General features: G+C 68.9%; 14 protein-coding genes. All 14 read left to right on the forward strand.

Annotation, left to right across the window (positions count from 1 at the left end; genetic code table 11):
• Positions 1 to 561 precede the first annotated feature (561 nt).
• The 14 genes from AC08OX_RS08825 (at position 562) to AC08OX_RS08890 (ending at position 12,756) form a co-directional block, all read left to right on the forward strand.
• Positions 562 to 3,585 carry a sensor histidine kinase gene (locus AC08OX_RS08825; protein WP_476607360.1) on the forward strand — a complete coding sequence of 1,008 codons (3,024 nt, stop codon included), beginning with the start codon at positions 562 to 564 and terminating at the stop codon, positions 3,583 to 3,585.
• Positions 3,585 to 4,004 (forward strand): roadblock/LC7 domain-containing protein, encoded by a 420-nt coding sequence (locus AC08OX_RS08830; protein ID WP_476607361.1) that lies wholly within the window; start codon positions 3,585 to 3,587, stop codon positions 4,002 to 4,004. Before AC08OX_RS08825 ends, AC08OX_RS08830 begins: the two co-directional genes overlap by 1 nt.
• Before the next feature lie 108 nt (positions 4,005 to 4,112).
• Positions 4,113 to 4,484, forward strand: coding sequence for a DUF742 domain-containing protein (locus AC08OX_RS08835; RefSeq protein WP_476607362.1), 372 nt, complete (start codon positions 4,113 to 4,115; stop codon positions 4,482 to 4,484).
• Complete coding sequence (locus AC08OX_RS08840; RefSeq protein WP_011437244.1) at positions 4,465 to 5,085, forward strand: GTP-binding protein; 621 nt, start codon at positions 4,465 to 4,467, stop codon at positions 5,083 to 5,085. Before AC08OX_RS08835 ends, AC08OX_RS08840 begins: the two co-directional genes overlap by 20 nt.
• Positions 5,086 to 5,168: 83 nt before the next feature.
• Positions 5,169 to 6,164, forward strand: coding sequence for a LuxR C-terminal-related transcriptional regulator (locus tag AC08OX_RS08845; RefSeq protein ID WP_476607363.1), 996 nt, complete (start codon positions 5,169 to 5,171; stop codon positions 6,162 to 6,164).
• A 661-nt stretch (positions 6,165 to 6,825) separates the two neighbouring features.
• Entirely contained in the window at positions 6,826 to 7,134 is a 309-nt protein-coding gene (locus AC08OX_RS08850) for a TcmI family type II polyketide cyclase (protein WP_049761097.1), read from the forward strand.
• Between the two features lie 180 nt (positions 7,135 to 7,314).
• On the forward strand, positions 7,315 to 7,572 hold the full coding sequence (locus tag AC08OX_RS08855; RefSeq protein ID WP_476607364.1) for an acyl carrier protein: 258 nt from the start codon (positions 7,315 to 7,317) through the stop codon (positions 7,570 to 7,572).
• 51 nt (positions 7,573 to 7,623) lie between these two features.
• The gene (locus AC08OX_RS08860) at positions 7,624 to 8,112 is read left to right on the forward strand and encodes an SRPBCC family protein (protein ID WP_476607365.1); all 489 of its coding nucleotides are present in this window, start codon (positions 7,624 to 7,626) and stop codon (positions 8,110 to 8,112) included.
• Positions 8,113 to 8,171: 59 nt separating this feature from the next.
• On the forward strand, positions 8,172 to 8,615 hold the full coding sequence (locus AC08OX_RS08865; RefSeq protein WP_476607366.1) for a cupin domain-containing protein: 444 nt from the start codon (positions 8,172 to 8,174) through the stop codon (positions 8,613 to 8,615).
• The gene (locus tag AC08OX_RS08870; RefSeq protein WP_476607367.1) at positions 8,612 to 9,910 is read left to right on the forward strand and encodes a beta-ketoacyl-[acyl-carrier-protein] synthase family protein; all 1,299 of its coding nucleotides are present in this window, start codon (positions 8,612 to 8,614) and stop codon (positions 9,908 to 9,910) included. The genes AC08OX_RS08865 and AC08OX_RS08870 overlap by 4 nt, the downstream gene beginning before the upstream one ends.
• Positions 9,907 to 11,208 (forward strand): beta-ketoacyl synthase N-terminal-like domain-containing protein, encoded by a 1,302-nt coding sequence (locus AC08OX_RS08875; protein ID WP_476607368.1) that lies wholly within the window; start codon positions 9,907 to 9,909, stop codon positions 11,206 to 11,208. Before AC08OX_RS08870 ends, AC08OX_RS08875 begins: the two co-directional genes overlap by 4 nt.
• 122 nt (positions 11,209 to 11,330) lie before the next feature.
• Positions 11,331 to 12,068, forward strand: coding sequence for an SDR family NAD(P)-dependent oxidoreductase (locus AC08OX_RS08880; RefSeq protein WP_476607369.1), 738 nt, complete (start codon positions 11,331 to 11,333; stop codon positions 12,066 to 12,068).
• Positions 12,068 to 12,409 carry an antibiotic biosynthesis monooxygenase family protein gene (locus tag AC08OX_RS08885; protein ID WP_476607370.1) on the forward strand — a complete coding sequence of 114 codons (342 nt, stop codon included), beginning with the start codon at positions 12,068 to 12,070 and terminating at the stop codon, positions 12,407 to 12,409. Before AC08OX_RS08880 ends, AC08OX_RS08885 begins: the two co-directional genes overlap by 1 nt.
• Before the next feature lie 29 nt (positions 12,410 to 12,438).
• Positions 12,439 to 12,756, forward strand: coding sequence for an antibiotic biosynthesis monooxygenase family protein (locus tag AC08OX_RS08890; protein WP_476607371.1), 318 nt, complete (start codon positions 12,439 to 12,441; stop codon positions 12,754 to 12,756).
• Positions 12,757 to 12,805: the final 49 nt, after the last annotated feature.

A 12,805-nucleotide genomic window follows, 5' to 3' on the forward strand; every position in this document is an offset into this window, starting at 1 on the left:
ACATCGCACGATCCGAGGCCACACAGATCACACCCTCGCGGCCCGGGCGGGGGTCGGGTGGGCCGCGAGGGTGTGATCTGTGTGGCCTCGGATCGTGCGATGTGCTTCCAGCAACATGCCAGCATGTGATGTGTTTGCGTTGTCGAGCGCGGTGCGACCGGTTGATCGGGGCCTTCGTGGTCGCGGAGGATCTGTGCCAGTTGGTACCTACTGCTGCCCGTCAGTGCTAGTTGATGCGCATCGTCGTTGTTTGGTCCGGGCTGCGCTCATGTAATTCGGGGCGGGTTCCGGTTGCGCGTTGCGCGTTCGCGAATGTTCGTCACCCGGTGCTACCTCGCCATCCTTTTGCGTTGAAGACGGGTGCCCCCAGCCGGGCTAGTTCTTCACCCGCTACAGTTGTCCGCGCCCCCGGAACATTCACCCGATGTCCGGACCGCCTACTCCAATGCGCTGGCCCGGTGTTGTCGTCTGTGGTCTTCCGGTGACATGTCCCGATGGAACTCGACTACTCACCCCCGCACACGAGGCACTCGACTCCCGGGTGCCGGACGAGAGGACCGGATGCTCCAGAATTGGCCCATCCGCTCGAAGCTAGTGGTGATTCTCGTCGTCCCCCTGGCTGCGCTCGCGGTACTGAGCGCGATACAGGTGCGGGGGAACGTCGACAACGTGCGGGTCGCCAACCGCATCAAGGCACTCGCCGACTTCTCGATCAAAAGCAACGATCTGGTCCAGGCCCTGCAGGTCGAGCGGTACGCCACGAACTCCTATGTCGGTTCCAACTACATGGCCGTCGCTCAGGAGCAGGCGGCGCTCGCCGCCCGCGGCCCGGTGGACAAGGCCCTGGCCGTCTATCGGGCCGGTGAGGCGGCGCTGCCCGCGGCGGGTCGTGACACTCTGGCGACCACGCTCGCGTCGATCTCGGAACGCCTCGGCAAGCTCTCGGCGCAGCGCAAGGCGATCGACGCGCACCAGGCGCAGGTGGACCAGAACATTGCTTTCTACTCGGGTGCCGTGGACGACCTCCTCGCTCTCGACGCCCAGGTGGCGGCCGGAAGCCGCAACACCTCGTTGGTCAACGGTGCCACCACACTGGTGAGTATCGAGCAGGCCAAGGAACAGATCGCCCACCAGCGCGGCGCCGTCGTCCGCGTGATCCTCCTCCAGCAGACGGATGCGGCCACGCTGCGGGAGATCCAGATCAGGAGCGGGGCGGAGGACGCCTGGCTGGCCCAGTTCCGCACCACGGCCACGGCGGACGAGCAGGAGTTCTACAACGTGACGGTCGGCCGGACGATCTCGGCCGCCGCGACATTGCGTGACGGCACGGTCAACGCCGTGCAGAACGGCCAGCCGCTGACCGTTACCCCGCAGATCTGGCTGGAGGCCTCCGACGCGAAGATCAATGCGATGCGGCAGGTCGAACGCCGGATCGCGGCCGACCTCGCAACGACCAGCACGAAGATCGCCAGTTTGGCCACCCGCGACGCGCTCCTCAGCGGTATCGGCGTGGCGCTGGTGCTCGTGGTGTCGGTGGTGATTTCTCTCCTGGTGGCGAGCCCGATGATCCGGGACCTACGCCGACTGCGCCGCGGCGCCCTCGAAGTCGCGAACGAGCGGCTGCCCGGGGTCGTCGACCGTCTGCACCGCGGGTCGCCGGTGGACGTGGCCGAGGAGGAATTCCCGGTCGAGGTCCGGAGCAAGGACGAGATCGGTCAGCTCGCCGAGGCGTTTGGCACCGTGCACGCGGTGGCCGTGCGGACCGCGGTGGAGCAGGCCGCGATGCGCAAGAGCATCGGGGACACGTTCCTCAACCTCGCCCGCCGCAGCCAGGCACTCATTCACCGCCAGCTCAAGGTGATCGACGCCCTGGAGCGCAAGGAGACCGACCCGGACGAGCTGGAGGAGCTCTTCCGTCTCGACCACCTCGCCACCCGCATGCGCCGGCACGCCGAGGACCTCATCGTGCTGTCCGGCTCCAAGCCGGCCCGTGGTTGGCGCCGGCCCGTCCCGGTCAAGGACGTCGTCCGTGGCGCCGTCGCCGAGGTGGAGGACTACACCCGGGTGCAGGTGATGTCGATCGACGGAGGGGCCATCAGCGGTCACGCCGTCGGTGACGTCATCCACATGCTCGCCGAGCTGATCGAGAACGCCACCTCCTTCTCCCCGCCCCACACGCCGGTGCATGTCTCCGGGCACGAGGTGTCGAACGGCTTCGTGATCGAGATCGAGGACCGCGGGCTGGGCATGAGTCCGGAGGAGTTCGACGCCGTGAACGAGCGGCTGGCCAACCCGCCTCCCTTCGACCTGTCGACCAGCGAGCGTCTCGGCCTGTTCGTCGTCGGTCGGCTCGCCGAGCGGCATTCCATCTCGGTGAAGCTGCGGTCCTCGCCGTACGGCGGCACGATGGCGATCGTCCTGGTGCCGACCACGCTGCTGCGGCAGGTCGACCCCGACGGGGAGGCCCGGCCGGAGCCCGCGCAGATCGCCCCGCCGCTCCCCATGACGCGGGTTCCGGCTCTCGACGGCCCGGCCATCGACGAGGACCGGTTCCACGGGTCGCTGGTGGACGCGGACGGCAACCTCGCCGGTCCCCCCGCGCTCTCCGAGGACGCGGCCGCGGCTGCGCACGGTCAGGACGAGACGCTCATCGACGATCTGCCGGTCTTCGCCACGGTGCGATCGAGCTGGTTCGTCGCCGACCGCCCACGGCACCGTTCCAACGGCAGGCCTTCGGACGCTCCGCCGCGTCCCTCGACCCCGCGCTCCGACCCGGACGGCGGGTCGGGCGGGAAGCCCGGCTCCCGCGACTTCGGTGACCTCCCGCCGCTGCCGTCGCGCCGTTCGCGTGGCGGCCGCAGGGCCGCGGGGGACCAGCCTCACCCCGCCGTCCCGGACCATCCCCAGACGCCCGGGTCGGACGACCCCGGCGGTCCGCCGTCCCATCCGGGACAGGAGACATCTTTCCGGGATGAACCCTTCCTGGAAGAGCCCTTCCGAGATGGCCCCTTCCAGGACGGACGGGACGTCCCCGGTCCGGGTGGCCACGACGGTGCGCCCGGCTCCGAGCATGGCGGCGACGGCGGACCCGGTAGCCGTGTCACCTCGCTGTTCGGTGACAGCCCCATGGCCGGGGAGCGGTCGTGCGGTGGTGAGCCCGGCTCCGCCGACCCGCGGGAGGCCACCCGAACCGATCCGTTCACCTCACCGCTGGGCCGGCCGGTGGGACGCTCCGGGGGATTCCAGCGCGAGGAGGCCCCCGCCATGGGCCAGACGGTCGTCCCCCTCGGACGCCCGGCGCCTTCGGCCCGTTCGGACGAGCCCGCCGACCCGGCCGGGCCCGGCGCGGACGGCCAGCTGCCCGTCGATTTCACCGAGGTGGGCCTGCCCAAGCGCACCCGGCGGGCCAGTCTCGCGCCACAGCTTCGTCGGGACACTCCCGAGGAGCGTTCCGGAATACTCGCCGCGCAACGGAGCCCGGAAGAGATCCGCAACATGATGTCGTCCTTCCAGAACAACTTTGGTCGTGGTCTGGCGGACGGCCAGGTTTCGAACGACGGTGACGATGTAGGAAAGGTGACCTGATGCGTCCGCTGGGGTCGTCCGAGAACATGAGCTGGTTGCTCAACAACCTCGTCAAGAAGGTGCCCGAAGTCACCTATGTGATCGCGCTTTCCTCTGACGGGTTGTTGCTCGCCACCTCGTACGGGATGGACCGGGCGACCGCCGACCAACTGGCCGCGGTGGCCTCCGGATTCAACAGCCTGGCGCGCGGCGCGGGTCGTTTCTTCGGGGGTGGAAACGTCCGGCAGACCATTGTCGAGATGGACGAGGGATTCCTGTTCGTCACCGCGGTGGGGGACGGATCGTGCCTGGCCATTCTCAGCAGCCCCGGCGCGGACATCGGTCTCATCGCCTACGAGATGGCGCTGCTGGTGACCCGGGTCGGCGAGTTCCTCACCCCGGAACTCCGGGCTCAGATGCAGTCCGCGCTGCCACTCTGACATCGGCCCGGCGATCGGGTGGGGGTCCGATCGGTTGGTGGGTCAGCCGGTCGCCCCCTGCCATCACCGACCGGATGACAGCAGAATTCTCAAGGCAGGAGGACCGGTATGTCGCGCGATGATGAATGGTTCGACGAAGAGGCTGGTCCGGTCGTCCGCCCCTACGCTGTCACCGGGGGCCGGACACGGCCGACGAACCAGACGTTGGAGCTGGTCGCGTTGGTGACCACCACGCCCAACGGCCGGCTGATGATGCGGACGCTGGAGCATGAGCAGCGCGCCATCGCGCTGCTCTGCCAACGCGTGCAGTCGATCGTGGAGATCTCCGCTCGGCTGAATCTTCCGGTCGGGGTCGCGCGGGTCCTCGTCGGCGACATGCTCGACGCCGGCCTGGTGACCGTGACCCGACCGGCCCGATCCTCCGACCGCCCTTCCATTGCCCTCATCGAAAAGGTGCTCGATGGACTACAGGCCCTCTAGAACGGGGTCGCCGGAAACGGCGCCGCCGCATCCGGTAAAAATCATCATCGCCGGCGGGTTCGGAGTCGGAAAGACGACGTTCGTCGGTTCGGTGAGCGAGATTCAGCCCCTCACCACGGAGGCCGCGATGACGGCCGCAAGCATAGGGATCGACGACACCAGCGCGGTCGGTTCGAAGACGACGACCACGGTCGCGATGGACTTCGGTCGGATCACGCTTCTCGACAGCATTATTCTCTACCTTTTCGGCACCCCGGGCCAGGACCGGTTCTGGTTCATGTGGGATGAGCTCGTCCTCGGCGCGATCGGCGCGGTGGTCCTGGTGGACACGCGGCGGCTGGCCGACTCCTTTCCGGCCATCGACTACTTCGAGGAGCGCGACATCCCGTTCCTCATCGCGCTGAACCGGTTCGACGGTGCGCGGGAGTACCGGGTGGAGGACGTCCGGGCGGCGTTGGACCTCGATCCGCGCCGTCCGGTGGTGTTCTGCGACGCCCGGCAGCGGGAGTCGGTCCGGCAGTCCCTGGTGTCGCTGGTCCGCCACGCCCTCGACGTGGTGTCCGCGGAGTCCCGGCCGGGCCTGCCCCAGCGGTCGGGGTGAGCGGCCGCGTCGGTCCGGTGCGCACGGCTGGTCCGGTCGGCGTCCGTCGGCCACGTCCCGATCCTGCTCCGAGGAAGGGGAAGGTGCTCGATCTTTTCGGTATCGATGAGGTCACCCTGGCCGCCTATCGGCTGTGGCTGTGCCACGAGGTCCTGAGCGTGCCCGAGGTGGCGGAGATGCTCGGCGAGCCACTGGTCGCCGCGGGGCGGGCGCGTGATCGTCTGGTCGAGCTGGGTCTGTTGCTGCCCTCGCGCGAACGGGCCGGTCACTACGTCGCGGTGCATCCCGAAGCCGGGTTCGACCACCTGCTCCAGGCGCAGCACGAGCAGCTGATCCGTCGCCATGAGCGGCTGCTCCTGGCCCGGGCGCAGATCAGCTCCTTCGTCTCGGACTACCTGGAGAGCCGTCCCGGCGGGGACACCGCCGAGGTAAGGCGGATAGACAGTGCCGACCAGGCCCGTGCGGAGCTGCTCGCGATCGTCGGGCGAGCCGAGCGGGAGGTGCTCGCGCTGCATACCCGGCGCGAGTGGTCCTCGACCCTGACTCGCGAGGTGATGCCGGTCGAACTGCGTGCGTTGCGGCGTGGTGTGGTGATGCGCAGCGTCCTGCCCCGGTCGGTGCGCCTGGACGAGCTCGGCGCCGGCTATGTGCGGACCGTGGCGGCGCATGGCCTGGACGCCCGAATGATCGACGATCCCCGGCTGGACGCCACCGCGGTCGACGGGCGGATCGGCCTGGTCCGACTGGGCCGGGGGTTCGCGACCGGCCAGACCCTGCTCGTGCGCACCCCGGAGCTGACCGCCCTGCTGCTCACCCTGTTCGAACAGGTCTGGGAGGCCGCCGAACCGCTGAGCGGCGAGGCGATGGCCGCTCCCGGGGACGGTGACGACGCGCCGAACGACACCGAACGGCTGCTGCTGCGTCTGCTCAGCCTCGGCATGAAGGATGAGGCGGCCGCGCGCCATCTGGGCGTCTCCGTCCGCACCGTGCGCCGCATGATCGCCGATCTGATGGCACGGCTGAACGCCCGTAGCCGGTTCCAGGCGGGTAGCCTCGCCGCGCAACGCGGCTGGTTCTGAGCGGCTGGTTCTGGGTAGTCGGCTCTGGATGTAGTCGGCTCTGGGTAGCACCATACCCGACCAGGCCGAGGCCGAGCGCGGACGACGTGGTTCCCACGAGATCGAGATCCCGGTTCTCCTCCGGCGGCGTGTCGACCATCCCCGGGCACCGGGAAGCCCGCTCGCGACGGTTGTAGCCACGTTGTGCTCTCCGTGTGCGCCGGTTGGCATTTGACTGCCAGGGCAACTTGCTGCCAGGGGAAATCCAGGACAGCTGCGCCGCGTGGCCCCATGCTCTCGATGAGCCAGAGAAGCCGACTGCTTTAGAAAGGCTGGCTGCTTCAGAAGGGTTGTTGGGCTGCTTCAGAAGGGCTGTCGGGTGGGAAGCGGTGGTCGCGCACCGGTCACTCCCGGCCGGCTCCATGTTCGTCGGCGGACTCCCCTGCCACCTGTAACGCGTCGCAAGGTGCCGGGGCCGGTCCGTCAGGGCCGGTCCGCCTGACTGCCCATGCACACGGTACCCGTGCTTGCCATGCATACGGTACCCGTGCTTGCCTGGGGTCAAACACACGCTTCCCAAGAACATGTCGAGGAGATTCTCGTGCCCTCAGTCACCGGTCCCTCAGTTACCGTCCCGCAGAACCCCGCCACGCCGTCCGGAGGTCAGTCACACCGGACTCTCATCGTAGCCAGGATGAACCCTGCCGACGCTCCCGCCATCGCGGCGACCTTCGCCGAGTCCGATGCCGGAGAACTACCCGGAATCGTGGGTGTGACCAGGCGTGACCTGTTTCACTTCCATGGCCTTTACTTTCATCTTATCGAGGCTCCGACTAACGTCAGGAACACCGTCGAGAACGTCCATGAGCATCCGCTGTTCGTCGACGTGAGCAAAAAGCTCGGGAAATACGTCTCCGCCTACGATCCGGAGACCTGGCGCACCCCCGGGGACGCGATGGCACAGAGTTTCTACTCGTGGACGGCCGGCTGAGCCCCCGGTGCGCCACCGGGCTTCTGATACACGGCCGGGTTCCTGTACACCGCCAGAGCACCGGGCCCGCCGGCTGCGGCCGCGACCGGTCATCAGCGACTGCGTCCTGGATCCCGCCCACCGGTACGCCCAGTTTTTCATGTGAACCCCGAAACCCGAAAATGAAAAAGGGAGTACGACATGCCCCGGCAATGGTCGGCCGATGCCCTGCTCGACTTCCTGGTCGAGCAGGCCGGTCTGCCCTCGGACGAGCGGCCGACGGACCTGGACGTGACCTTCATCGACATCGGCCTCGACTCGCTCGCCTACCTCCAGCTCTCGGCGGAGGTGGTCGGGACCTTCGGGGTGGACCTCCCGGCCGAGCTGCCGGAGAGCTGGACCCTCGCCGAGATCCTGGCCACGGTGAACACGGCTCTCGGCCAGCGCGAGACGGTCTGAATCCGCCGTTAGTTCCCACGTCCCATACCTTCCAGGCCGACCGGAGCCGACGTGAGCGGGCACACTGACAACTCGATTTTCATCGATGCCGACCTTGACACCGTCTGGACCATCACCAACGATCTGGAGTCCTGGCCTGACCTCTTTACCGAATACGCCTTGGTAGAGATTCTGGAGCACCATGAGAACACCTTCAAGTTTCGCCTGACCATGCATCCCGACGAGAACGGGACGGCGTGGAGTTGGGTGTCCGAGCGGACGCTCGACCCGGCTACCCGGCAGGTGCGCGCGTACCGCGTCGAGACCGGTCCGTTCGAGTACATGCACATCCACTGGAGCTACACGCCGGAGGGCACCGGCACCCGCATGCGCTGGGTGCAGGACTTCCATATGCGCCCGTCGGCGCCGGTGAACAACGAGCAGATGACCAACCGCATCAACGCCAACACCGCCCGCGAGATGTCGGTGATCCGGGAGAAGGTCGAGCGGGCCGCCGCCGAGCTGCCCCCGGTCTCCCTCGCGCTGCCGGAACAAGTCTGAGGAGAACGATACCGGTGACTTCCGTGACAGGGATTCCGAAGGTTCTCTGCATTCACGACATGACCCCAAACCGTCGGCGCGGCGGTGACGTCCGCACGCTGCTCTCCCCGGCGACCGTGGGCTCGACCTCGGGCTTTTTCGGCACCTTGACCCTCCAACCGGGTGAGGTGGTGACCGAACACCTGCACCCCTACTCGGAGGAGTTTCTCTACTGCGTGCGCGGCATTGTGACCGCCCGACTGGACGGTCAGTACCAGGACCTGCCGGCCGACCACGGGGTGTGCATCCCGATCGGGATGCGCCACCGCGTCGTCAACACCGGTGAGGAGACCGCCTTCCTCGTCTTTCACCTCAGCCCGCTGGCACCCCGGCCCGACCTCGGTCACGTCGACACCGAGGTACCGCTCGACCCGGATGCCCCGCACGTCCCGGTCGCCCCGCACGTCCCGGTCACCCCGTCGGCGCCCACCGTCGACTCCCTGCCCCACGGGTCCGGACAGTGAGCGGACCAAGACGGACGGCGGTCACCGGGATCGGGGTGGTCGCCCCCGGTGGGGTCAACCGCAAGGAGTTCTGGACCCTGCTGACCGACGGCCGTACCGCGACGCGGCGACTGTCGTTCTTCGACCCGACCCAGTTCCGTTCCCAGGTGGCCGCCGAGTGCGACTTCGACCCGGCGGCGGCCGGCCTGACCGCCAGGGAGATCGCGCGTAACGACCGGTTCGCGCAGTTCGCCTTGGCCGCGGCGTTGGAGGCGGTGGAGGACAGCGGCCTGGACCTGCGGGACGGCGGGGACGGTTTCGGGAACGGCGGGGACGGCGGGGACGGCCCGATCGTTGGCGTCAGCATCGGCAGCGCGGTGGGCGCGACCACCCGCCTGGAGAACGAGTACGTCGAGGTCTCCGACAGCGGGCGGGACTGGGAGGTTGATCCCCGGTACGCCAGCTCGTTCCTCTACCACGCGATGGTGCCGAGCTGCCTGGCCACCGAACTGGCCTGCCGGTTCGGGGCGCACGGCCCAGCCTTCGTGGTCTCCACCGGCTGCACCTCGGGCATCGACGCGGTCGGCTACGGCCATCAGCTCATCGTCGACGGCGAGGCCGACATCGTCATCGCCGGTGCCTCCGACGCGCCGATCTCCCCGATCTCGATGGCCTCCTTCGACGCGATCCGCGCGACGACAGCCCGCAACGACGACCCCGAACACGCCTCCCGTCCCTTCGACGCCAGCCGGGACGGCTTCGTGATGGGGGAGGGCTGCGCCGTACTCATCCTGGAGGAGCTCACCGCCGCCCGGTCGCGCGGTGCGCACATCTACTGCGAGGTGGGTGGGTACGCCTCGCGCTCGAACGCGTTCCACATGACCGGACTGCGCCCCGACGGGGTCGAGATGGCCGAGGCGATCCGGGTCGCGATGGACGCGGCGCGGGTCGGGGCCGACGACATCGACTACATCAACGCGCACGGATCGGGCACCAAGCAGAACGATCGGCACGAGACGGCAGCCTTCAAGCGTTCGCTGGGACAGCGGGCGTATGACATCCCGGTCAGCTCGATCAAGTCGATGATCGGGCACTCGCTGGGCGCGATCGGGTCGATCGAGATCGCTGCCTGCGCCCTGGCGATCGAGAACGACGTCATCCCCCCCACCGCCAACTGGACCACCCGCGACCCCGAGTGCGATCTCGACTACGTCCCGAACATCGCCCGGGACCACACTGTCGACGTGGCCCTGTCGGTCGGCAGCGGTTTCGGTGGCTTCCAGTCGGCGATCGTCCTCGCCGCCCCGACGCGATGAACGCCACCGTGGAGGCCTCCGTCGCGACGGCCGCGGGACCCGCGTACCGGGACGGTTCGCCGCAGGCCCCGGTCCGGCCGGTCGTCACCGGTCTCGGCGTCCTCGCGCCCAGCGGCATCGGGACGGAGGAGTACTGGGCATCAACTCTGCGCGGCGAGCTGAAGATCGCGCCGATCAGCCGGTTCGACACCACCTGGTACGACGCCACCCTTGCCGGAGAGGTCGCCGGTTTCGCGGTCGAGGACTACGTCGACAAGCGGTACATCGTCCAGACCGATCGGTGGACCTGGTTCGGGATGGCCGCGTCGCGCCTCGCCATGGCCGATGCGCGCTACGACCCGGCAGCGCACGATCCGTATGCGACCTCGGTGGTGTTCGGCAGCGGGTCGGGCGGTGTCGACATCGGACAGCGCGAGCTGGGACGGTTGTGGACCCGGGGCCGCACTGCGGTGAGCGTCTATCAGTCGATCGCCTGGTTCTACGCGGCGACGACCGGGCAGACCTCGATCCGGTATGGTCTGAAGGGGCCATCGGGGGTCCTGGTCAGTGACGGTGCCGGCGGAATCGACAGCCTGGCCCAGGCCCGGCGGATTATCCGCCGAGGCACGCCGACGGTGCTCGCCGGGGGGGCCGAGGCGAGCCTGACGCCTTATGCGATTGCCGGCCATCTGTCCGGTGGCCGGGTCAGCACCGCGACCGTCGCGGCGGACGGCTACAAGCCGTTCGACGTTCGGGCGAACGGTTACCTGCCCGGTGAGGGTGGCGCGACGCTCGTGCTCGAGGATCCGGCCGCCGCCGCCGCCCGGGGAGCCCCGCACGTTTACGGCGAGATCGCCGGCTACGCCGCGACGCACGACGCCGCCCACCACGAACGCCCCGCCCCGGACGCGCGCTGGCTCGCCACCGCGATGCGCCGGGCCCTGCGCGACGCCGGCCTCACCCCGGACGACGTCGATGTCGTCTTCGCGGACGGCGCTGGTTCACCGGACCTCGACGCCCAGGAGGCGGCGGCGATCCGCACGGTCTTCGGGGCCCGGACGGTCCCGGTGACGGCGCCGCAGGGCTTCGTCGGCAGGCTCCTCGCCGGCGGCTCGGCGTTGACGGTGGCCGCGGCGTTGCTGTCCATCCGGGACGGGGTCATCCCGGGGGTGGGCAACCTCGACACCCCCGATCCGGCCCATGGACTCGACCTCGTGCGCACGCCCCGGCGTGTACCCGTGCGGGTGGCGCTGGTGAACGCCCGCGGCCACGGCGGTTTCAACAGCAGCCTCGTGGTTCGCGCCGTCGGTCCTCGCTGAGGAGGACGTACCCACCCGTACCGCCTGCCCGCACCGCCTGCCCCCGCTCCTGCCCGCTCACCTCCGACACCTCACCAGTCGAACCTCACCAGTCGACACCTTGACACAGGAGACAGTCAGCGATGTTCCCAGACCTGGCCGGGCGACGCGCCCTGGTTACCGGCGGTACCCGCGGCATCGGACGGGCCGTGGTGCTCGGCCTCGCCCGAGCCGGAGCGACGGTCGTTGCCGGCCACCAGCGCCAGACCGAGGAGGCCGAGAGCCTGCGCCGCGAGCTCAAGGACACCGGCGGCGACCATCTGCTCGTCCAGGCCGACGTCGCCGATCCGGGCCAGATCACCGAGCTCGTCGAGGCCACCGGCACCCACCTGGGCGGCCTCGACATCGTCGTGAACAACGTCGGCACGATCAGCCACATCCCCTACGCGCAGCTGCCCCTGGACGAGTGGACGCAGGTGCTGACCACCAACCTCACCGCCACTCACCTCGTCACGCAGGGCGCGTTGTCGTTGCTGGGGGACTCCGGTTCGGTGATCAATATCGGATCCGGCTCCGGGGTGGTCGGTCTGCCGCTGCGGGCCCACTACACCGCGGCGAAGACCGGCCTGATCGGACTGACCCGCTCGCTGTCCAAGGAGCTCGGTGTCCGCGGCATCCGGGTGAACCTGGTCTCCCCGGGAGTCATCGAGACCCACCATGCCGAGGGCATCGACCCGGCCGTCAGGGCGGCCTACACCAACCGCATCCCGCTGGGACGCATCGGGACGGCCGAGGAGGTCGCCGCGGTTGTCCTGTTCCTGGCCAGCGACGTGTCGTCCTACGTCAACGGCGCCACCTTTGCCGTGGACGGAGGCATCTGATGACCTCGACCCCGCCTTTTCGGATCATGCTGACAATGCGGATCCACCCCGGTCGGGAGGGCGAGTTCGAGCAGACCTGGCTGCGGATCGGCGACGCGGTCACCTCGCACCCGGCGAACCTCGGGCAGTGGCTGATCCGCTCGGAGGAGGAGCCGAGCACGTACTACATCGTCAGTGACTGGGTTGACGAGGAGAAGTTTCGCGAGTTCGAGCACAGCGAGCGTCACCTGGTGCACCGCAAGGCGCTGCACCCGCTGCGTGCCAGTGCCTCGATGGTCACCGGTACCGTCGTCGCCCAGTTGGCCGGCGCGGCCTCCCTGACCGTTCCGGCGGGAAGCTGACCGTGGCCGGTCCGACGAAGGTTCGGGTCATGCTGTGGGCGGTCGACCCGCCCGGCGATCCCGGCGCGGTGGAGCGGGCTTACCACGAGATCAGCTCCAAGCTGGTCGGCACGCCTGGCCTGCTCGGTAACACGCTGCACCGGTCGGCGGCGGACCCGTCCCGGTTCGCGGTGGTCAGCGTCTGGGCGAGTATGGCCGAGTTCAACGTGTGGGAACAGGGGGCGGACCACCGCGGGACGACCTCACCGCTGCGTCCCCTGCAGGATCCGCAGCGCTCTCCAATGATCGACATCGAGGTCGCCGCGTACGGCCCGGACGGGCCCTTCGGCGACGATCCCCCGGACTGATCAGCGGGTCCTCCGGCTCCGCTACCCGGGGACAGGTGGCTGGGGACCG

Source organism: Frankia sp. CoBUL1 (assembly GCF_978021245.1).

Coding starts and splice junctions, on each gene's coding strand:
- AC08OX_RS08885 (WP_476607370.1), top strand. CDS start 12,068: ATGACCTCGACCCCGCCTTTTCGGATCATGCTGACAATGCGGATCCAC.
- AC08OX_RS08875 (WP_476607368.1), top strand. CDS start 9,907: ATGAACGCCACCGTGGAGGCCTCCGTCGCGACGGCCGCGGGACCCGCG.
- AC08OX_RS08855 (WP_476607364.1), top strand. CDS start 7,315: ATGCCCCGGCAATGGTCGGCCGATGCCCTGCTCGACTTCCTGGTCGAG.
- AC08OX_RS08825 (WP_476607360.1), top strand. CDS start 562: ATGCTCCAGAATTGGCCCATCCGCTCGAAGCTAGTGGTGATTCTCGTC.
- AC08OX_RS08865 (WP_476607366.1), top strand. CDS start 8,172: ATGACCCCAAACCGTCGGCGCGGCGGTGACGTCCGCACGCTGCTCTCC.
- AC08OX_RS08830 (WP_476607361.1), top strand. CDS start 3,585: ATGCGTCCGCTGGGGTCGTCCGAGAACATGAGCTGGTTGCTCAACAAC.
- AC08OX_RS08890 (WP_476607371.1), top strand. CDS start 12,439: ATGCTGTGGGCGGTCGACCCGCCCGGCGATCCCGGCGCGGTGGAGCGG.
- AC08OX_RS08840 (WP_011437244.1), top strand. CDS start 4,465: ATGGACTACAGGCCCTCTAGAACGGGGTCGCCGGAAACGGCGCCGCCG.
- AC08OX_RS08880 (WP_476607369.1), top strand. CDS start 11,331: ATGTTCCCAGACCTGGCCGGGCGACGCGCCCTGGTTACCGGCGGTACC.
- AC08OX_RS08835 (WP_476607362.1), top strand. CDS start 4,113: ATGTCGCGCGATGATGAATGGTTCGACGAAGAGGCTGGTCCGGTCGTC.